Consider the following 20,400-nt stretch of genomic DNA (forward strand, 5'->3'; position numbering starts at 1 on the left):
CGGACATCGTTCGGTGCTCATTTTTCCCCCTCATGTTTGAGATGAAATGAAAGATTCATTATGTCGGAGGGTGTGAGGCCGGGTATTCTCATAGCTTGGCCAATAGATGAAGGTTTGGTCTTCTTCAGCTTTTCTCTTGCTTCGGTTGACAAATTTGATACGTCATCATAGTCCATAGTCGAGGGAATTAAATCCTCCTCGACCTCTTCGAGTCGCTTAACTTCTGCCTTAAGTCGGTCGATGTAGCCGCTGTACTTGACTTCTATTTCAACTTGTCCGATAACATCGTCATCCAATATTGGTTCTGGATCAAACATGGAGATATCCCTGTAACCAATGCCGGCCCTCTTCAGCAGCGAAGAAAACTTCACAGGCGAATCGATTTTTGAACTGCCCTTACGGATGAGCAGCTCGTTCAAGCCCTCCGAAGGTCTGACATTGATCTTCTGGAGCCTTATCAACTGAGTCTTTATTTCTCTGGTCAGACTGTCTACTCTTTCCTTAAACCAGGCAGGCACCAGCCCATATCTATAACCGTACTCGGCAAGCCTAATATGAGCGTTATCGTGCCTGAGAAGTAATCTATACTCTGCCCTGGAAGTCAGCAATCTATATGGTTCATCGACACCTTTTGTCACAAGGTCATCAATCATCACTCCAATATAGGCCTCGGATCGGCTGAGCACAAGCTGCTTCTCTCCCAATAGTTTCGCCGAGGCATTTATTCCTGCGATAAGTCCCTGACCGGCCGCCTCTTCATAACCGCTCGTTCCATTAACCTGGCCGGCAAAGTAAAGATTCTCGACTACTTTACTCTCCAGGGTTGAGTAAAGTTGAGTGGGGTTAATGTAGTCGTATTCAATTGCATAAGCCGGTCGTACTATTTCTGCTCTGCTTAGTCCTGGAATTGTTCTTATCATTTCGAGCTGGGTCTCGTAAGGTAAGCTCGTTGAAAGACCATTCAAATAGTACTCGTTGCTGTAAGCGCTCTCCGGTTCGACGAAAAGTTGATGGCTGTCTTTGGAGGAAAACTTGATTACCTTGTCCTCGATTGATGGACAGTAACGTGGACCTCTCGAATCGATGAGTTTTAAGTCTCCATACAACGGAGAAAAATGCAGATCTCTCTTTATAATGTCATGGGTCTCTTTGTTCGTTCTCGTAAGCCAGCAAGGGTGATCGTCTTCCAGCACGTACGGTTCTGAGAAATGTGAGAAACAAAGCGGAGTTTCGGAGGTTCCCTGACGCTCCATCTCAGCAAAATCGATGGACCTTCCGGCAATTCTTGCCGGTGTGCCGGTTTTGAAACGCCTTACTTCAAAACCGATGGACCGCAATGAGCCGGTCAACTCTGTAGACGGAAACTCTCCAAGTCTGCCGGCTGGAAATTCATGAGGCCCGATAAATATCTTTCCACCAAGAAAAGTGCCGGAAGCCACAATTACTGAGCGAGCAGAGTATCTGAGGCCAAAATTGGTGATGACACCTTTTACGCTCCCCTTTTCAGTTTCTATAGCCTTTACTATTCCGCTCTGTATGAAGAGATTCTCCTGCATTTCCATGCTTCTCTTCATTGTCTGGCTGTACCTAATCTTGTCGACCTGAGCTCTCAACGCCCTAACCGCTGCACCTTTACTGGTGTTCAGAATTCTTATATTTAGTGATGCCTGATCGGTCGACTTTGCTATCTCGCCTCCCAGAACATCTATCTCTCTTACAACTATCCCCTTTGCAGGACCACCCATTGCGGGATTGCATGGCGTCCATCCAACCGTATCAAGGTTGATATTTAGAATAAGAGTTTTCATACCCATTCTGGCTCCGGCAAGAGCCGCTTCAATACCTGCATGGCCGGCGCCTATAACAATTATGTCGAATTCGTAATCTCTTTTATTTGATCGCATAACATCACTCCTCTATCATAGTATAGTACACAGAGAGGAGGCATGAAATTGCGAAAAGTCTGTTTCGTTGATACTACGATGAGAGACGCACACCAGTCACTTCTTGCTACGAGGGTTACTACGGGCGAATTGGCGGAGATAGCTCCTCTTGTTGATCGAGTTGGCTACCACGCAGTTGAGGTGTGGGGCGGGGCTACCTTCGATTCATGTGTCCGATACTTAAACGAGGATCCATGGGAAAGACTTGATATATTGAAGGAAAGATTCAAGGAAACGAAGCTCCAGATGCTATTGAGGGGCCAGAACCTCCTGGGTTACAGAAACTATGCCGATGATGTTGTGGAATTGTTTGTGAGAACCATGGCAAAACACGGAATCGATATAGTGAGAATCTTCGATGCCCTTAATGACTTCCGAAACCTGGAGAAGGCGGCAAAGGCCGTCAAGGAAAGCGGGATGCACCTTCAGATAGCCATGTCTTATACAACAAGCCCAGTTCATAATGTCGAATACTTCGTAGAGATTTCCGACAAAGCGGTAGAACTTGGCGCAGACTCACTCTGTATAAAAGACATGGCCGGCCTCTTGAAACCCGGAACCGCATGGACTCTCGTAAGCGAGATCAAGAAAAGGCACTCCATTCCGCTGGAAGTTCATTCTCACTTCACTACTGGCATTGCCGGTATGACCTATTTGAAGAGCGCCGAAGCCGGCGCAGACATTCTCGATACGGCAACCTCTTCAATGGGCTTTGGAACTTCACAGCCCGGGGTGGAGAGTGTCTGGACGGCGTTGCACGACTTGGGACTTGCAGACAAGCCGGATTACGTACTGCTAAAAGAGATAAACGATTATTTTGTTCGCGTTCGTAAGAACCATAGCGAAACCGATGCCGGTTTCACTATAAACACATCCGTTCTTGAAAATCAAATACCCGGGGGCATGTACTCCAATCTGATCAACCAGCTTAAGGCACAAAATATGAGTGACAGATTCGAGGAGGTACTCGAAGAGGTGCCTAGAGTGCGCGCCGATCTGGGTTATCCGCCCCTGGTTACACCAACCTCTCAAATAGTAGGTGTTCAGGCCGTTCTTAATGTCATGAACAATGAAAGATACAAGACTATAACCAAGGAAGTTGAAAGATACATCAAAGGCTTCTACGGTTCGCCGCCCGCGGAGATCGAAAGCACGTTGAAGACTCGGGTGATGGGTGACGAGAAATCGATTTCGCATAGACCGGGCGACACTCTAGAGCCGGAAGTCGAGAAGGGCAGGAATGAACTAGGTCTCTTGGTCAATAGCGATGAAGATCTGCTTATCTATTTGCTGCTTGGGGAAGTCGGGAAGAGGTTTTTGACTCAAAGATACAATGACTCTCTGAGAGTCGACTTCGATGTCGCTAAGAATTTCAAAGAGGGAATAACAGTATATCCAGTTTAATTCGTAGTATTAACAATTTTTACCTGGAAAGAAGCATCATCATCATCGATTAGGGAAGATCAGGAACGGATGGACGCCTTCACGGAGAATGAAGGCGTCTTCTATCTGTGGTAGACACAGTAACACATCTTAAAATAAACGGAACTTTCTGATACAATTTATTCAGGCAGTACACCTATTCTATCAAAGGAGGGTTTTGAAGATGAAAAAGCTTACAGCTGTTCTTTTTATGCTATTCGTGCTCTTGTCTTTTGCAGGGGCACAACTAGTTATTTGGTCCTCAGAAAACCAGATCCCGGCACTTGAGAAATTGGCGGCTGATTTCGAAAGCGACTACGGTATTCAGGTGGAAATTCAACAAGTGAACTTCGGGGATATAAAGCCTAAGTTCCTAACCGCTGCTCCCGCAGGCGAGGGACCAGACATAATCGTTGGAGCCCACGACTGGGTTGGAGAGCTCGCTCTCAACGGCCTTATTGAACCGATCCCATTCCTTCCAGACTCGGATCAATATTACGAAGTTGCTCTCGATGCCTTCAGCTATGGGGGTAAGCTATACGGTGTTCCCTACACCATTGAAGCGATCGCGATAATTTACAACAAGGACCTGGTATTTGAAGAACCAAAGACAATATCTGAGCTCGAGGAGTTGGCGCTCGAAGCATCAGACGATGAAGTCGTAGGTCTGATTTATACCGCTGGCGACTTCTATCACTCTGCTCCTTTCATACTGGGCAGAGGAGGCTACATTTTCAAGGAAACGGCAGATGGTCTTGACGTAACCGATATAGGACTGAATAACGAAGGCGCAATTGCCGGTGGAAAGTTGATAAAATCATGGTTTGACAAGGGTCTCATTCCCGCAGGACCGAACTACAATCTGATGGACTCGCTTTTCAAAGATGGGCTCGCTGCTTTTATAGTGAACGGTATTTGGGCCACTCCAAGCTATCGTGACGCAGGAATCGACTACGCGATTCTTCCGTTTAGCGAAATCACATTTGACGATGGAACCACTCCGAGGCCGTTCGTTGGAGTTCAGGGATTCATGATTAACGCCAAGTCCAAGAATAAGCTTGAAGCGACCGAGTTTGTGGTAAACTACATAGGTAGCTTCGAAGGCCAGTATAGTATGTTCCTAGGAGAGAGAAGAGGAACGGCCAGAGCGGACGTCTTTTCCTTCATTGAAGCAAATGCTGGGCCAGAGCTCTATGATGTCCTCCAGTTCTCGAAGAGTGCTTCCGTTGGTACCCCAATGCCTAATGTTCCCGAAATGGCGAGCGTTTGGGGAGCGATGGCCGATGCACTTGGCCTAGTCATCAACGGTCAAGACACCGTTGAAAACGCTTTCAATTCGGCGGTTGAAAAGATAAAGACCAGCATCGGAAATTAGTTGCTATATTTGATTTATCCACATCTCTAAATTTTGTTAGGCTGAGCGCGGGTACTTCCCGCGCTCTAGTTCTAATTGCCCGGAGGGATTACCTTGAGTAGAAAACGATTTGTAATCTTTCTCTTTTTTTTAGCCATTCTTGCAATATTCAACGCCTTTTCCTTATGGAGCGTGTATCTGCTTTTTGCAGACGGGAATTTCGGCCTTATGGTTACGATGATTGTGCTAACCTTGTTGATCGATATTATTGCACTGAATCCAAAGGGGTATCCTTACAGGTACATGATTCCCGCGATGATCCTGCTGTTCATTCTTACGCTTTACCCAATGTATTACACGTTCAGAACTGCCTTCACAAACTACGGTACCGGCCATTTATTCACTAGGCAGCAGTCTATACAGAAGCTTCTCAGTGACTACTTCTACATTTCTGAAAGCCCCGAGGAGTTCGAGTTTTCAATCTTCATTGAGCTTGATGACTACAAGCCGACTGATAGGTTCATTACTCTTCTGAAGTCCAAAGAAACCGGTGCTCTATATGCAGCGCCCCGTCCTCAGCCAGTAACGAAAGATGCCGAAGGAAATATCACACTTGCAACTGCCAAGATGGTCCAGGTATCGGCCGACAGTTTTTCCACGGGCGGAGTCAGTTACACACTCTCTCGATCACCAGACGACAAGATTCTTGCAATCAGGGCAACCTCCGGTGAACGGTTTATCTATTTCTACTCTCCTCAGGATGACTCGACGAGACCGAATGCACCCTTTTATTTCAGTGAGATAAGAGGCATTTGGCTTCGGAATGCCGAGTTTACTGACAGCGAAGGAAATCAAGTGAGGCTGTTCCCAAACTCACTTTACACAACATTTGCCACAACCGAGAGGAAGTATGCGTTGAGAACGGAAACTACCTTCGATGCGGGAAGGGCCGTACAGGAGACGGTAGTTTACAACCGTCAGACAAACAGGACTCTCGTGGAAGAGGGCGGCTTCTTCTACGATATCGACGAGAACGGAAATGAGTTCGCCGTAGAGGGTTACATATCGGATGTCGGTTTCTGGAATTTCGTGAGAATGTTCAGGGATCCCAAGATCAGCGGACCGTTCTTCCAAGTATTCGGCTGGACGTTTACCTGGGCTGGTCTTAGCGTTCTTTTTTCCTTCACTATTGGATTGGCTCTTGCCATCACGCTCAATGACAAGAGACTTAGGGGAAAGAAGATATATCGAACTCTGCTCATTATTCCATGGGCGGTTCCCGCATTCATATCTGCTCTAGTCTGGCGAAATGGTTTCTTCAACGAGACCTATGGTGTATTGAACCGATTCATTGTCCAGGGACTCTTCGGCCTTGAACCAATAAAGTGGTTGAACGATGCCTTCTGGGCAAAGGTTTCTGTCCTGCTTGTCAATACATGGCTTGGATTTCCCTACATGATGACCGTCAGTCTGGGGGCTCTTCAAAGCATACCGGAAGAGTTCTATGAGGCCTCTTCAATAGATGGAGCCACGAAATTTCAGAGATTCAGAAAGATCACTTTTCCTCTTCTGATGGTTACCGTTGCTCCTTTACTCGTCGGAAGCTTCGCGTTCAACTTCAACAACTTCACCGGCATCTATCTAGTAACCCAGGGTGGGCCTGCAATCGTGGGAGCTTCAACGCCGGCGGGGGCTACGGATATTCTGATTTCGTATACGTTCAAACTCGCGTTTGAGGGGAGAGGCCAAGACTTCGGTTTCGCGAGCGCCATATCGATACTAATATTCATCATCGTCGCAGGTTTCAGCTGGATAAACTTCAAACTTTCCGGCTCCTTTGAAGAGGTGAGTAGATAATGGCCGTTGAGAGAAGAAAATACTGGATCAGACACTTAATTCTTATTGTCGTTGTTGTTGTAGTTCTTTTCCCGATGGTCTGGCTTGTGAGCACATCTGTTAGGAGAGATCAGGCAGCCTTTTCATCTAATCTTTTTTCAAGCAGGATTACCTTTCAGCACTACAGAAATCTTCTTTTTCCAGAGAGGAGTGTAGGAAGACTGATTCTTGATCTGCAAAGCGCCACATATGCCACTGGTGAATACAGAGGAAGAAGTCAGGAGGACCTCAAGAAGACTGTAGAGAGGTATCTTGTTAAGTTTGAGGAGCTCATGAATGAAAGCGAAGAGATGGTCGCTTCCATCGAGAACGGAACCTCAGCCATAGAAAAAGAGCTGAAAGAAAAAGAGAGTTTGATCATTCGTGAGATGAACGAGGTGAGACTGCGTGATAAAGCGCTGTTTGAAGAGAGATTGCTGGAGATAGGTGAACTAAGCGAAGTGAAGATGGCCTACGCCGTCGGCGAACTCCTCGAGACAACTGCCCCTTCGCTCGAAGGAGTTTATCCCTTCTACATCGATTTGTTAGGTGAAAGAGCGGATCCCATAGTGAAATCTTTGGAGACGTACAGAAAGCTATACGAAGATGTCTTTCTCTATAGGGACGAGACGCTCAACTCAATAAAAGAACTGGAGTTCGAGAATAAAGACGAAGTTGTCAGATCTCTTGAGTCGATAGAGAATTACATATCACTCTCTTCAATCGATTACTCGGAATGGCGAAGAGTAGAGTGGCTCAGGGTAATTAACAGATATTTGCGAGATGTGGAATCAACGATGCCCCAGGCAGAGCAGGATGCGCTGAACGGAGTAAGAACGAAGCTCTACGACTCCTTCAGGGCGGCAGGAGATGCCTGGAAAGAAGTCGAAGCTGCAGCCGAAAAAGTCTCCCAAGACCTGTCTTTGATTGCTGAAGAGGCTTTTGGTCCAGAGTATCATGAGTATGCTTCCGCGACCGAGGAACTTGGCGTAGTAGAAGCAGATGAAGAAGCGGTACAAAAGGCACTGGCAACTTATGAATCTGCATTGGCGGAGCTGGAAGATTCGTTTGAGGTCGCGCTTCCCACAATACTTTCCGAAAAGAGAAAGCTTTCGGCCTTGATTCCCCCTTTGCAGATTGTGATCTCAAAAGGAGTCGAAGAGTTCACGGCTGTTTCAGAAGCTAGGCTTAAGAGTTCACTGGATGAGGTCGACTCAGCAAGAAAGACTATCGGTCTTCTCCAACAGCAGCTCGCGGAGATGCAGAATGTTCAGGAGCTGTCTTCTAGTCTTTCAGAGCTTTTTGGAGAAATGGCCTGGTTTTCCGATAACAAAGAGGCCCTTGCCAATGCCTCGGGAAACTCTGAGGTGTCAAAGGGGATCGATGTAATAAACATCGCTATTTCAAATCTTTCCAGGATTCTTCCAGTTCTCGAGACAAGCATTTCTGAGTACGTCGAAGTTTCGGAAAACACGACCTCTTTGAGGGAAGAACTGAAATCTCTTGAGGAGAGGGGTGAAATACTCAGCAGCAGAATTGCTGAGCTTAAAGAAGAGGCCGATAGAGCACAGACTGAATACTTGATGGCACTTGAATCCATAAGAATAAAATCTACCCTGGCTCTGATTGAAGAAGAAATTGCCTCTCTTGAAGATGGAAGGGCTTATGTCTCAAAGACGACGGATATTCTCGATACGTACTTTGGGATAAGGGCTTCGAATCGTTATAGAACACTTGGTTGGTACGATGACTTCGACAGGGCGAACAAAGAAGCGCGGGATGGAACGGCTTTGTTGAACCAGTTAATTTCAACCATGAGAGATATGAAGGAAGAACTGAGTTCAAAGGTGAACTATTATATCGACCTTAGATTTTTAGGTACGACTGTGACGCTAAACGACTTCGGAACGATGCAGGAAACCTATAATTCGCTCTTTCAGCAGGTCAATGCGAGGTACCAACGTGCTTCCAGGCTAATATCAGACTTGATAGAGAAACCAGCCTCTTACTCGGCATCTTACGATGGAGAATTGAGGGAGATCGACAAAGCCCTTTTCAGGGCCAATCAGATATGGGTCCAGAAGGAGAGCACCTACTTCTATTTCGTGAGGTGGCTTCTGAATTCGGTGATTGTTGCCCTTTCCGTTTCTTTGATAAGTGTCGCCGTTGCCGCTCTCGCGGCCTATCCTTTCAGCAGGATGAGGTTCCGTGGGAGGAAACAGGGTCTTCTAGGGTTGCTCTTGATTCAGATGTTCCCGACGATAATGTTCATGGTCGCACTTTACGCTCTTCTTCAGTTCATTGGGAGCTTGATTCCATTTCTGGGGCTCAACACGCTTGGCGGCCTGATCTTCGCGTATTCCGGTGGGATAGCTTTCAATATCTGGCTTATCAAAGGTTACTACGATACCATCTCGAATTCTCTGGAAGAGGCTGCCATGATAGATGGAGCAACGAAGTTCCAGGCCTTCACAAAGGTAATCCTGCCCCTTGCAAGACCAATTCTTGCTGTAGTTGCAATACTTACATTCATGAATATCTTCAACGAGTATCTGATCGCCAGAATACTGCTGCAGGATATGAATAAGTGGACATACGCAGTTGGTCTCTGGCAGTTTTCTGGAAGATTCGAAACAAGCTGGGGTCCATTTACGGCTGCTGCGCTGATTGGCGCGGTTCCCATGGTAATTTTCTTCCTCGTTCTTCAGGATTACATCGTAGGTGGTCTTACTCAGGGCGGAGTTAAGGAGTAAAGACTGCTTTTTCGATTGTTATTTCATAGATTTCTCAAGGCTATCGCTCTTTCGGAGCCCACCAGCTATATCGAGCGGGGTGGGCTCTTTTGAGAATGAGTCTTTTCGAAAGTTTGTTCAAAGAGGGTTTCGTCTTTTTGTTCGTTGAACAAGTGGTCGTATATAATTTCATTGAGCCGACATTGATGAACAGAATTGACGAATTGTGATGGTTGATAAGGAGTAGGGAGTAGAGATCGCTCCGTACCGGAGTTGTCTACCCTTGATAGAAAGGAGTTTCAATGGAGCTGAACTTTCCTCGATACGACGGGAGCTCGATAGTCAATTTCTCAGCCGCAATTCTGGAACATTTTGACGCCGACATTCCTCAGGGCGTCAATACATACTCTTTGAAGGATAATGGGCTCAGCCTTGAGGGAATAGACAAAGTAGTAGTCTTTATTATTGATGCGGTGGGATACTACAATCTAATTAAGGTACTGGAGAAGAAAAGCTTCAAATATTTCAACCAGAAAGATATCCGAATTTTAACCTCCGTCTTTCCTTCCACAACTGCCACTGCACTTACATCGATATTCACTGCAACACCACCCGGAGAACACGGAGTACTTGGCTATCTTCTGAATGTCCCTGAGTACGGTGGACTGGTCAACATGATTGAGCTAGCCCCGTACACCCAAGACCGAGATAACCTGACCAGACTTGGATTCGATCCCCTGAAGTACAATCCCAACCCCACGATCTTCGAATTGCTCAAAGAAGTCGGAGTAAGAGGTTATCATCTCACTTCGAAAAGCTTTGTCAACACAGGTCTCACAAGGATGCATTCACGGGGCGGCATAGCACGGGGTGTCCACGGCCTCGGCGATATGTTTGAGGAACTGAGAACGGTCCTTCTCTCGGAAGAGATTGCCAGCGTTACACTGGTCTACTGGGGATTAATAGATACTTACGGCCACAGGTACGGACCGAATTCCCTGTCTTACACATCTGAAACTGCCACTGTTATTTCAGCAATAGAAGAGTTTTTCGAAGACATAGCTGAACGCAATACGGCTTTCTTCATTACCGCTGATCACGGCCAAATAGAGACTCCCTGGGAACAAGAAATATGGTGGTCGAAATTCGATGATCTCTTCGAAGAGATGTACTCAATGCCCGGTGGCGAGCAAAGGATGTCATATATCTACTCATATGACGGTGAGAAAACGAAAAGGAAAATGGAGCGGCAGTTTGGTGATGCACTTGAGATTATTGAACCGTCGGGACTCGATGAGATAAAGCTCTTTGGAAAACCTCTCAACAGTGTCTTCAGAAAGAGGAGAGGTGAATTGATAACGGTTTCCAAGGGGAACTCTTCTCTATGCTTCAAGTATACTGGGCAGGAACACTCTCTCAAGGGAAGGCATGGGGGTTTAGCGAAGGAGGAGATGTACGTCCCGCTGATCCTCCTGAGAAAACCCTAAGACTCTTTCTCGTTACTTCGCTTCTCCCAGTTGATTTCGGCTATTGATTTCTGCAGATATATCGGCGCAAGATCCGAACAGCTAACTTGATTACCCGAAGCATACGTGTCCAGAACTATCTCCCTCATTGAAGAGGGATCATAATTCTTCACCAGGCTACATCTGAAGTCTTCAAATGCCGGATCGATCTCGCCGTCAAAGAAAAGCTCCATAGTCGGCAGCTCGATCTTCGATTTGAGCATCCCTGTATTGCTGAATCTAGTCTCACCGACAGGCAATCCCCTTTTGTACTCCCTCCAGTAGTAATGGTCTTCCCTTGCTTTTCTCAAGATCAGATATCTGTCACTATCAACTGTTTTGGCTAGCACATCCAAGGAATTGAATGGTACGGCTGGAATACCGTGGGGAAATGCGAGACCCTTTGCCGTCGAGATTCCCACCCTCAAACCTGTGAGAGAACCGGGGCCTATTCCAACTCCTATAAATTCCAGTTCAGACACATCGATCTTGAGATTTTCAATGGCTTGTCTGATTATTACAGCTAGCATAGAACCGTATCTATCAATGTCACGGCATCTGATATCCATCTCTGCCGCATTGCTGACGGCAGAAAGTAGAAGCGTTCTTGAAGATGTGTCAAAACAGATGTATTTCACAGCATGCCTCAACTGAGATCCTTGAAGCCTTCGCCGAAGACTTCTGAGTTATTCACCACTATCACAAAGGCCCGCCTGTCGGTAGTCTTGACAATGTGCCGCAACTGCCCGATTTCTCTTCGCCTTATCGAAACCATGAGAACCGGTCTATCTTCCCCTGAGAAACCTCCTGTAGCTTTTATCATTGTCGTTCCGCGTTCCATTTCGTTGATCACTTTCTCTTTAATCGCTTCACTTTCTTTGCTAATAACGAATGCCGTTCTAGTGTTTCCAATGCCTTCAATTATCCCGTCTATAGTCTTACTGGTTGTAAAGATGGTGATAATCCCGTACATGGCAGCTATCGGTCCGAAAACCACAACCGCTAGAAGTGTGATAAGTGAATCGCTTATCAGCAAACCGGTGCCGGTGCTGAACCCCAGGTACTTAGAGAGAATCATTGCAACAATGTCGGTACCGCCGGTAGAAGCACCGCGCCACAAGACTAGCCCCATTCCCGCCCCGGCGATTACCCCGCCGTAGATTGCTACGAGCAGAAATCCATCCTGAGTCGAAGAAGCATCAAACACGGGAAAACTCAGTTTCTGCAGCAGATCGACGGTCAATGACATCAGGACGGCCGAGTAGATCGACTTCATCCCAAAACCCACGCCCAGAGTGACAAAGGCCAGCAGAAAGAGAACGATGTTGTAAACAAACATCTGGGCTCCCACCCATAGGCCGAAAACTCTGTAAACGATTATTGCCAGGCCGCTCACCCCACCGGCAATAATGTTATTCGGGACCATAAAGGAAACTATAGACATGGCTGTCAGTATTGAACCGACGGTTATCAGGAAATAATCTATAAAGGTCTTCCTACTCACTTCACTCTACGACCCTCGAATTCTTTACTTTTGCAATCTGCTCAAGAAGTCTCTTCTCCTTGCTTGAAGGCTTGCTTATATTTACTCTGACCGTCACAAGAAGGTCACCTCGTCTTCCGCCAGACACGCTGGGAACACCGAGATTTTTCATCCTGAAGACGGTATTAGGACTCGTTCCCGCCGGGATTCTAAGTATCTCCGTTCCCCCTTCGGGAAGTGAAATCTCTAAAGTAGTTCCAAGTGCTGCCTCAACGTAATCTATCTCCTTGCTCACATAGAGGTCGTTTCCGCTTCGTCTAAACTCCGAAGGCATTTCAACCCTTACACTGACATATAGATCGCCATATGGACCGCCGTTCTGTCCAGCGTTCCCGTGACCACCGATTCTCAGAGTAGCCCCGTTCTCTACGCCTGCGGGAATCGTCACGCTTACCTGGTGCCTTTCTTTTTCATAACCTCTTCCGCCGCACACACTACAGCGCTTGTCGATTATTCTTCCAGAACCATTGCATGTGTTGCAGACATGGGTATTGCTGAACATTCCGAAGAAAGATCTATGTTCCTCTTTGACGTAACCGGTTCCGTTACAGGTTGGACAGGTTTTGAAACTTGTCCCGCCTTCAGCACCGGTTCCTTTGCAGCTTTGGCAGACCTTGTTTCTGTCGTATTCCAGTATTACCTTCTTTCCAAGAATCACATCTTTCAAATCGATCACAACGGAAGCATGAATGTCCTCTCCTCTTACAGCTCTTGGCCCTTGTGTTTTGGAGCTGCCTCCAGACCTGCTTCCTCCGAAAAACACATCGAACACATCCTGGAAATCACCAAAGACATCGTCGAAGCTTCCTCCGGTACTTCCCGGCGTTCTTCCCGAGCCTCGAGGATTTGCAGCGGCGTCACCAACATAGCCAAAGCGATCGAACATGGCCCTCTTTTCCTTGTCGGAGAGGACTTCGTAAGCCTCCTGTATTTCCTTGAATTTTGCTTCGGCATCCTTCTTGTTGCTACCTTTGTAGGCATCGGGATGCCACTCCTTGACAAGTCTCCTGTATGCCTTCCTTATGTCATCGTCAGAGGCATTCCTGGAGACTCCAAGAATCTCATAATAGTCTTTTCTAGATTGAGCCATCTACATCACCACCGAAGGCTCTCATTAAGATTCGGAAGAGTCGTTTACTGCAACAACCACTCTAGCAGGCTTGAGAACCTTGCCATTCAAATTGTATCCTCGTTCTATGACATTATATACGGCCATGTCCGGAACATCATTTGAAGAGATCGTTCCCTCTACTTCGTGAGAAAAGGGATCAAAGGGCTTGCCTACTTCAGGCATAATCACTGAAAGCCCCTCATCAAACATAAGCCGTTCAAGTGACTTGTGGATTAGCTTTATACCGGAAATGAGACTCTTCTTCGAATTGTCGGGGGTTTCCAGCGCGCGGCTCAAATTGTCATAGATCTCTATCAGTCGAACAATAATCTTCTCTCTGTATCTCCTTATGCTTTCCTCCGATTCACGAACCAGAGCATTTCTGTAATTTATAAATTCCGCTCTGAGCCGTGCGTTTTCGTCCTTCAGGTTTTTGATCTCATCTCTCAGAGCTTTTGATTCGTCTATTTCAGATTTCTCAGATTTGTCAAGGACTTCATTATCCTCCATAACTTTTTCTCTCACTTCACTTCCCTCACCGACTTTTTCGCCAGTCCCTGCTCCAGCAGTATTTTCAAGTTCATCAGATTCATGAAGTCTAGCAGCATTTCGTTCTTCTTTGACCCCTTCCTCATTATCGATACTTTCCGGATTCTTCTTGTTCTTCTCATCTATCATTTTGCATTCCTCCTATCTATTCGAAAAAACTTCTGATAATCTATTGATCGAAAAGCTCAAGTATGCGTTTATTTTTTCATAGTAGGTCAACTTTGGTGAAATGACGAAAATATTTCCAATCTTTTCGTCTTTTCTTGAATAGGGAGAGACAAATAGAGCGAAATTCTTGAGTTCGTCTCTGCCCACTTCATCACCTATGAAGACCATGTTTTCGTCAACGTCACCGAAGGAGCTCAGTAGCATCTCAAGATTTTTCGGATTCTCCACGGATCTTACCAAACCCGATACATCGGAAGAATCGAGGTGTTCATTTGCAATGATGAACTCAAGGCCGTATCTGTAGTACTTCTCTTCATTTTCCTTATCGAAAATGCTCTGCAAAAAGCTTATAATATCCTGAAGTCTCTTATCGTGCCATTCGTCATATCTAAGTTCGACGTTCTTGATTCCATTTCTGATTTCACCAATGGTCTTTCCCACAACGGCCAGATTCACATACCTTTGGAAATTATCGATATCGAATTCGGCCGGGCCAACAAAAACTGTTGTATTGAGGCTTACACCAAGATCCGTGACTATCGAAACGTTGAGATAGCCCTTGGTAATCCTTGAAATCGAAACGCTGTTAACTACAAGTTTATCTAACTTAGGCTTTTCGATGACGACAAAGCCCGATACAGCTCGTGCAAGAATCCTCGTCATTCCCTGCAATAGATGCTCGATATCTCCGACAAAGCTGGTGCGCCTTATTGCAATAGCCACATTACTCTCCTGAAGGTCTTCAGTAATAGTCTTGACTGAATCAAGATAAAATCTGAACCCCTTATCTGTCAAAACTCTACCTGACGAAGTATGTGGCTGGTAGATATATCCAAGAAACTCCAGTTTTCGCATGTCATTTCTCACCGTAGCAGAACTAAACTTGAGGTTAGAGTGCTCCAAAACCTGCTTAGAACTAACAGGTTTTCCAGAAGAGATGTATTCTCTTGAGATGCAATAAAGCACTCTTATCTGCCTCGGGTTAAGTTCTGGACCACCCGTACGTCTTCTAGACACTTAGCACTCCCTCCTATAGACTGCTAATAAATGTTACCATATGCCGCCTCTGTTGTCAACTTCAGAAACCGATGATACAATCTTTAAGAGCGAAAGGGGTGTGATCAATGAGGTTATCTCAGGTCATAGAACTCCTCGGCAACAGTGTTCTTCAGGTGGTGAATCCCGGAAATGTCGATCCTGAATTCGATCATATTGAGAGTGATTCCAGGGGTCTAAAGGAGAGAAACCTCTTTATATGCATTAAGGGTACAAATTTCGATTCACACCTAATTGCGAGGGAACTTCAAAGAAAGGGAGCAGTCGCTTTAGTTGCGGAAATGCCCATTGAAGACGAGGAAGTGGTAGTTCCTATCGTTTACGTCAAAAGTTCTCGTCTAGTCGAGGCATTGCTTACCATGGAGGAATACTGTCATCCCTACAGGAAGCTTACCACTATCGGTGTAACAGGCACAAACGGGAAGACTACGATCACAACTCTTATCTATCATGTTTTATCATCATTTGAAAGGAAGGCATCTCTTATCGGTACCGTGAGAAATGTTGTGGGAGAAAACATATATACCAATCCTAAGAACACCACGCCCGGACCGGTCGAGCTTGCAAAGCTTCTTCAACTTTCCACGAAATTGAAAAGCGAGTACTTCATTATGGAAGTCTCGTCACATTCTCTTTCGATGAACAGGGTTGAGGGAATGAGGTTCGATGTAGGGATAATCAGCAATGTCACAAGAGACCATCTGGACTTCCATCCTACCTTCGACGACTATTACAGATCGAAGATGAAACTCTTCTCTTTATTGAAGACCAACGGAATAGCTGTTGTAAATGGTGACAAGATAAATATCGCGGATATCCACATTTCTAGAAACAGAATCACGACCTATGGTTTTGGCGATGAATCGGATTACAGAATCGAGAATCTCGATATCTCAAGAACGGGCATGGATTTCACTATACAAACGCCGTACGGGTCTTCACATAGGATCTACTCTAGATTGATCGGAGAACACAACGCGTACAATATAGCAGCAGCTGTTGCCGCACTCAATTCATTGAATTACGACCTGGATCACATAGCCAAAGCTATCTCATCCTTCGGAGGCGTTCCGGGTAGATTCGAGTTTGTTGAAGAGGCTACGAAGTACGGCTTTGACGTAGTTGTAGACTTTGCCCATACTCCAGATGCGTTGGAAAAACTTTTGAAGACGGCAAGAAGACTCACTCCAGGCAGGTTGATTCTGGTTTTTGGCGCAGGAGGATCTGCCGATAAGGGAAAACGTCCTTTGATGTCTGAAGTCTCTTCAAAATACAGCGATGTAGTTATTCTCACTTCCGATGATCCAAAGCTGGACGATCCCGCAGAGATCCTTCAGGATCTCGAGAGCGGCGTCGATAAATTCAAACCTTATCTCGTTATTCCTGACAGAAGAGAGGCAATATCCGTTGCCCTTACGCTTGCCAATCGTCAGGACATGGTCTTGATAGCTGGGCGAGGCCATGAGGATTTCCAAATCCTTGGTGAAAAGAGAATTCCCTTTAATGATAAACAGGTAGTAAAGGACATTCTGGAGAGCAAGTTCCGGAGGCATATAAAAAAGTGATATCCAAATCATCAGTTGAAGAATTCTTGCTTCAAACGGAAGGCAGAAATATAGTCATCGATTCCAGAAAAGTTTCTGCCGGTGATGTTTTTATTGGGCTGAAAGGGGAAAAAGTCGATGGAAATGACTTTGTCGGAGAGGCGCTTTCCAAAGGGGCCTCTTTGGTATTTTCGGACAAGCCTTTCGACGACCAAAGAGTCTTGAGAGTAGACGACACAAATGAAATACTTATAGAAGCTGCAAAGAGTATACTCTCGAAATCGAAACTTAGTAACAGGATAGGTATTACAGGTTCTAATGGAAAGACTACGACAAAAGAGATAAGCTCCTTTTTTCTCTCGAAACTTGGCAGAGTTTTTAAGACTGCAGGTAACCTCAATACAGAAATTGGATTGCCGTTATCTTTGCTGGAAAATAGGAGAGAGCTTTTTTCAGCTCAGTACGGTGTCTTTGAATTTGGGACGAGTACGAAGGGGGATATTGAAAAACTCGTCGGAATTGTCCAGCCCGACATCGCTGTTCTTCTCAATGTTGGAAGCGCTCACGTTGGAAATTTCAAAGACTTCGACGAGTTACTGCAAGAGAAGCTATCCATATTCAAGTCGAAAAGGCTGTCCAGGGCGGTACTTGGAGGGTGTGATGAGAGACTGAGAGAGTTCTCGAAAGGGCTACCGGTGGAGGTCCTCCTATTTGGAAAAGAAGATGCTGATTTCTCAATAGTAGATTTCGCTTACGATAAAGGCGATACTATGCTTCATTTCTTTTGCGATGGGGACCGGTTTGTCAGACTCAGAGGTATATGGAGCTACGGTCAGCTGATGGATCTTGGCGCTGCCTATCTTGTGGCTCGTCTCGTCGGTGTGGAAGAACCTTCAGTGTTTTTGAACGATTACAAGTTGCCCTTCAGTGACCGGTTTACCGTCAGCATTCTGAAGGGAATCACTGTGATAAGTGACTTCTACAACAGCAGCCTTGAATCATGGGAATCGGCGATCCTATCCATAGAAAAGCTTAAAAGCTCTCGAAAGATCGCTGTAGCCGGCTCTATTCTCGAACAGGGGAGAGAAGAAAAGAGAACTCACGAAAGGCTTGGTGAGTTGTTGTCAAAGTTTGATGAGACAGTTCTCTTTACGAGAGATATGGCGATAAACGCAGCTTCAAAGAACGTGAAGCCCGCGCTTGTGAGTGACAGCGAAGAGGAAATCGCTGCATGGCTCCACCGTAACGTAAGGAGTGGTGATCTCGTTTTCTTCAAAGCCTCGCGTGCGATAGCCCTTGAAGGGGTATACAAATCGTTTATGGAGCTGATCGAAAGTGCATAGAGAAGTATTCACTTTCCTTCTGGCATTCCTTTTGTCTGTTCTAGCTATGGAGCCCTTAAAAAGATACCAGAAAAGGAGAAGGATAGGGCAATACATTCGCGAAGAAGGACCTGACCTCCACAACTATAAAACGGGCACTCCCACTGCTGCAGGAATTGTTTTTATTCCTATCGCCCTGGCAGTTGCATCAATCTTTGCCTTTAGAGCAGAGATCTTGATAGTTGTCCTCGCTGGGATTCTTTTCGGCCTCATAGGACTTGTCGATGACATCTCGAAAATCGTGAAGAGGAATGCATCTGGGCTGAGCGGAAAGAGAAAACTCGCCCTTCAACTTGTCTCGGCTGCCTTCATCGTATTTTTAATTCAGCTTGTCAATCCTCATACACATATAGAGATACCCTTTCTCGGGAAAATCGGTCTCGGCTTCGCTTACTATCCGATTTCTGCTGTGATCATTGCCGGAATGAGCAACGCTGTAAATCTTACCGATGGCGTTGACGGATTGGCGGCCTCAGTGTACATATTTTCCTTGGCCCCTATGCTCGCTCTTCCCGTTTGGCAAAATGGTTTGATCGCTCCGATCAGCGGCGCTTTGGCTGGTTTTCTGTGGTATAACTGGTTTCCCGCTTCTATATTTATGGGCGATACGGGATCGCTCTCGCTTGGAGGAATCATGGCCGTGATTTTTGCTTTAGACGGGAGAGAGGGTTTTCTCATATTTTTTGGTTTGATGTTCCTCGTGGAAATGTTCAGTGTAATCATTCAGGTATTCTCATTCAAGGTTTTTGGTCGGAGAGTCTTCAAGATGTCCCCAATACACCATCACTTTGAACTATCTAACTGGAAAGAAAGTAAAATTGCATTCAGGTTTTCATTGATCGCTTTCATCGGAGCAGTCTTCGGTCTGCTGTCCTGGTAGGTGGGAAAGTTGCTTGAAGGAAGAATCGGTCTTGTTGGATTCGGAGTTTCGAACGAGAAACTCCTTGAAAGATTGGTAAAAGATAGAGATTCCAAATCGCTTTTTGTTTCTGACACCGGTAAAATTAAAGAGGAAGGCAGGACGCTCCTCAAGAAGTTCGATATAGAATACGAGGAGGGCGGCCATACGGATCGCCTCCTTGACTGCGATGCCTTCATTGTATCCCCCGGAGTCTCGCCGTTTTCCGAAGTTGGAGAGAGAATTATCCATTCGGGAAAATACTACACAACCGAGCTTGAAGTATCCCTTGATGAGCTTTGGTCCAGGCCCAGAGGGACGGTGATCGGCGTCACGGGAACAAATGGGAAGTCAACAACCGTTACAATGCTCAAACACATTATTTCCGGAAAGAATCGAAAGGTCTTTCAGGGCGGAAACCTCGGCTACCCTCTCGCCGGTGTGGCCGAAGAGGCTTTTGATTACTACGTGCTCGAAGTCAGTTCCTTCCAGTTAAAGTGGTTTGCGGAAGAACGAGTCCGCTTCCACTTGTCGGCCGTAATAAACCTTGGAGAAGACCATCTAGATTATCACAGAAGCATTGACGACTATTTCAAATCTAAATTGCGGTTGGCAAAGATGACCGAAGGTATTACTGTTGTTCCAAAGGCGGTAGCCGATTGTCAAATAGAGCTTTTGAAAGGCTGTAAGCTCCGTCCGTTTGTAGCACTTGGGGAAGGATTTGACAGTTTTGACAGGGAATATTTGAGAGTGAGAGGCATTGAGTTCAGGACGTCAGATCTTCCATTTACCGGTCTGCACAATTACGAAAACGTTCTGGTAGTGCTATTGATTTCGCAGCTTATAGGTCTATCCGCCGAGGATGTATTTCAGGAACTGAAAAGCTATACCTTTCTCTCTCACAGATTGCAGCTTGTGCGAGAGCTAGAAGGAGTAAAATACTACGACGATTCGAAAGCAACTAATGCACATGCTGTCAGTGCAGCCTTAAGGAGCTTCGAGCCCTCAAAGACGATTCTCATTCTTGGTGGAAAGGAAAAGGACGAAACTTACTCGGAATTGATCGAACAACTCGGTCAACTTAAACACGTGGTCATGCTTGGGAGTTCAATGAAGATATTATCTGCTAAACTTCAGATGAGGGGAATACCGGTGTCCGGCGCGGCAAACATGGCCGACGCGGTAAAAATATGCAGGGGACTTGCCGCAAAAGGCGACAATGTTGTTCTCAGTCCGGCGGGATCCAGCTATGATCTTTACATGAATTATAGCGAGAGAGGAAACCACTTTAGAGAGATAGTAACGGCATTGGAGTGAA

General features: G+C 46.0%; 15 protein-coding genes. 9 read left to right on the forward strand and 6 right to left on the reverse strand.

All coding sequences use genetic code 11. From position 1 onward, the window contains the following. Nucleotides 1-17: 17 nt before the first annotated feature. Nucleotides 18-1,904 carry a tRNA uridine-5-carboxymethylaminomethyl(34) synthesis enzyme MnmG gene (gene mnmG / locus V513_RS01795; protein ID WP_099771436.1) on the reverse strand — a complete coding sequence of 629 codons (1,887 nt, stop codon included), beginning with the start codon at nucleotides 1,902-1,904 and terminating at the stop codon, nucleotides 18-20. 48 nt (nucleotides 1,905-1,952) lie between these two features. Here mnmG and V513_RS01800 point away from each other — a divergent pair, with 48 nt between their 5' ends. The 5 genes from V513_RS01800 to V513_RS01820 all read left to right on the forward strand — a co-directional run bounded on the left by V513_RS01800 (nucleotide 1,953) and on the right by V513_RS01820 (nucleotide 10,813). Then, entirely contained in the window at nucleotides 1,953-3,347 is a 1,395-nt protein-coding gene (locus tag V513_RS01800; RefSeq protein WP_099771437.1) for a pyruvate carboxylase subunit B, read from the forward strand. A 202-nt stretch (nucleotides 3,348-3,549) separates the two neighbouring features. Further along, nucleotides 3,550-4,740, forward strand: coding sequence for a sugar ABC transporter substrate-binding protein (locus V513_RS01805; RefSeq protein ID WP_099771438.1), 1,191 nt, complete (start codon nucleotides 3,550-3,552; stop codon nucleotides 4,738-4,740). A gap of 93 nt (nucleotides 4,741-4,833) precedes the next feature. Continuing rightward, complete coding sequence (locus V513_RS01810) at nucleotides 4,834-6,576, forward strand: ABC transporter permease subunit (protein WP_099771439.1); 1,743 nt, start codon at nucleotides 4,834-4,836, stop codon at nucleotides 6,574-6,576. Further along, a complete protein-coding gene (locus V513_RS01815) occupies nucleotides 6,576-9,347 on the forward strand; it encodes an ABC transporter permease subunit (RefSeq protein ID WP_099771440.1) in 2,772 nt (923 codons plus the stop codon). Before V513_RS01810 ends, V513_RS01815 begins: the two co-directional genes overlap by 1 nt. Nucleotides 9,348-9,628: 281 nt before the next feature. Further along, nucleotides 9,629-10,813, forward strand: coding sequence for an alkaline phosphatase family protein (locus tag V513_RS01820; protein ID WP_099771441.1), 1,185 nt, complete (start codon nucleotides 9,629-9,631; stop codon nucleotides 10,811-10,813). Here the strand turns inward: V513_RS01820 and tsaB are convergent. Genes tsaB through hrcA form a run of 5 tightly spaced genes read right to left on the reverse strand, consistent with a single transcriptional unit; the run spans nucleotide 10,810 to nucleotide 15,219 of the window. Then, complete coding sequence (gene tsaB, locus V513_RS01825) at nucleotides 10,810-11,469, reverse strand: tRNA (adenosine(37)-N6)-threonylcarbamoyltransferase complex dimerization subunit type 1 TsaB (RefSeq protein WP_099771442.1); 660 nt, start codon at nucleotides 11,467-11,469, stop codon at nucleotides 10,810-10,812. The genes V513_RS01820 and tsaB overlap by 4 nt on opposite strands. An 8-nt stretch (nucleotides 11,470-11,477) precedes the next feature. After that, entirely contained in the window at nucleotides 11,478-12,335 is an 858-nt protein-coding gene (locus V513_RS01830) for a YitT family protein (protein ID WP_099771443.1), read from the reverse strand. Between the two features lies 1 nt (nucleotide 12,336). Beyond that, on the reverse strand, nucleotides 12,337-13,464 hold the full coding sequence (gene dnaJ, locus V513_RS01835; protein ID WP_099771444.1) for a molecular chaperone DnaJ: 1,128 nt from the start codon (nucleotides 13,462-13,464) through the stop codon (nucleotides 12,337-12,339). Nucleotides 13,465-13,488: 24 nt separating this feature from the next. Next, nucleotides 13,489-14,163, reverse strand: coding sequence for a nucleotide exchange factor GrpE (locus V513_RS01840; protein WP_099771445.1), 675 nt, complete (start codon nucleotides 14,161-14,163; stop codon nucleotides 13,489-13,491). Nucleotides 14,164-14,175: 12 nt separating this feature from the next. Then, on the reverse strand, nucleotides 14,176-15,219 hold the full coding sequence (hrcA, locus tag V513_RS01845; RefSeq protein WP_099771446.1) for a heat-inducible transcriptional repressor HrcA: 1,044 nt from the start codon (nucleotides 15,217-15,219) through the stop codon (nucleotides 14,176-14,178). A 107-nt stretch (nucleotides 15,220-15,326) separates the two neighbouring features. Between hrcA and V513_RS01850 the strand changes: the two genes are divergently transcribed. The 4 genes from V513_RS01850 to murD are packed head-to-tail and all read left to right on the forward strand — an operon-like array spanning nucleotide 15,327 to nucleotide 20,399. Then, nucleotides 15,327-16,823, forward strand: coding sequence for a UDP-N-acetylmuramoyl-L-alanyl-D-glutamate--2,6-diaminopimelate ligase (locus tag V513_RS01850; protein WP_014731098.1), 1,497 nt, complete (start codon nucleotides 15,327-15,329; stop codon nucleotides 16,821-16,823). Continuing rightward, nucleotides 16,820-18,145: a UDP-N-acetylmuramoyl-tripeptide--D-alanyl-D-alanine ligase gene (locus tag V513_RS01855; protein ID WP_099771447.1), complete on the forward strand. Its 1,326-nt coding sequence runs from the start codon at nucleotides 16,820-16,822 to the stop codon at nucleotides 18,143-18,145. Before V513_RS01850 ends, V513_RS01855 begins: the two co-directional genes overlap by 4 nt. Next, nucleotides 18,138-19,064: a phospho-N-acetylmuramoyl-pentapeptide-transferase gene (mraY, locus tag V513_RS01860; RefSeq protein ID WP_099771448.1), complete on the forward strand. Its 927-nt coding sequence runs from the start codon at nucleotides 18,138-18,140 to the stop codon at nucleotides 19,062-19,064. The genes V513_RS01855 and mraY overlap by 8 nt, the downstream gene beginning before the upstream one ends. Next, nucleotides 19,065-20,399, forward strand: coding sequence for a UDP-N-acetylmuramoyl-L-alanine--D-glutamate ligase (murD, locus tag V513_RS01865; RefSeq protein ID WP_099771449.1), 1,335 nt, complete (start codon nucleotides 19,065-19,067; stop codon nucleotides 20,397-20,399). It abuts the gene before it with no gap. Nucleotide 20,400 lies beyond the last annotated feature (1 nt).

Source organism: Mesotoga sp. H07.pep.5.3 (genome assembly GCF_002752615.1).
Classification (GTDB): domain Bacteria; phylum Thermotogota; class Thermotogae; order Petrotogales; family Kosmotogaceae; genus Mesotoga; species Mesotoga prima.

What these genes read in the sequence shown, in the direction of transcription:
- mnmG (WP_099771436.1), bottom strand. Translation starts at nt 1,904, where the DNA reads ATGCGATCAAATAAAAGAGATTACGAATTCGACATAATTGTTATAGGC.
- V513_RS01850 (WP_014731098.1), top strand. Translation starts at nt 15,327, where the DNA reads ATGAGGTTATCTCAGGTCATAGAACTCCTCGGCAACAGTGTTCTTCAG.
- V513_RS01815 (WP_099771440.1), top strand. Translation starts at nt 6,576, where the DNA reads ATGGCCGTTGAGAGAAGAAAATACTGGATCAGACACTTAATTCTTATT.
- V513_RS01840 (WP_099771445.1), bottom strand. Translation starts at nt 14,163, where the DNA reads ATGATAGATGAGAAGAACAAGAAGAATCCGGAAAGTATCGATAATGAG.
- dnaJ (WP_099771444.1), bottom strand. Translation starts at nt 13,464, where the DNA reads ATGGCTCAATCTAGAAAAGACTATTATGAGATTCTTGGAGTCTCCAGG.
- V513_RS01820 (WP_099771441.1), top strand. Translation starts at nt 9,629, where the DNA reads ATGGAGCTGAACTTTCCTCGATACGACGGGAGCTCGATAGTCAATTTC.
- V513_RS01805 (WP_099771438.1), top strand. Translation starts at nt 3,550, where the DNA reads ATGAAAAAGCTTACAGCTGTTCTTTTTATGCTATTCGTGCTCTTGTCT.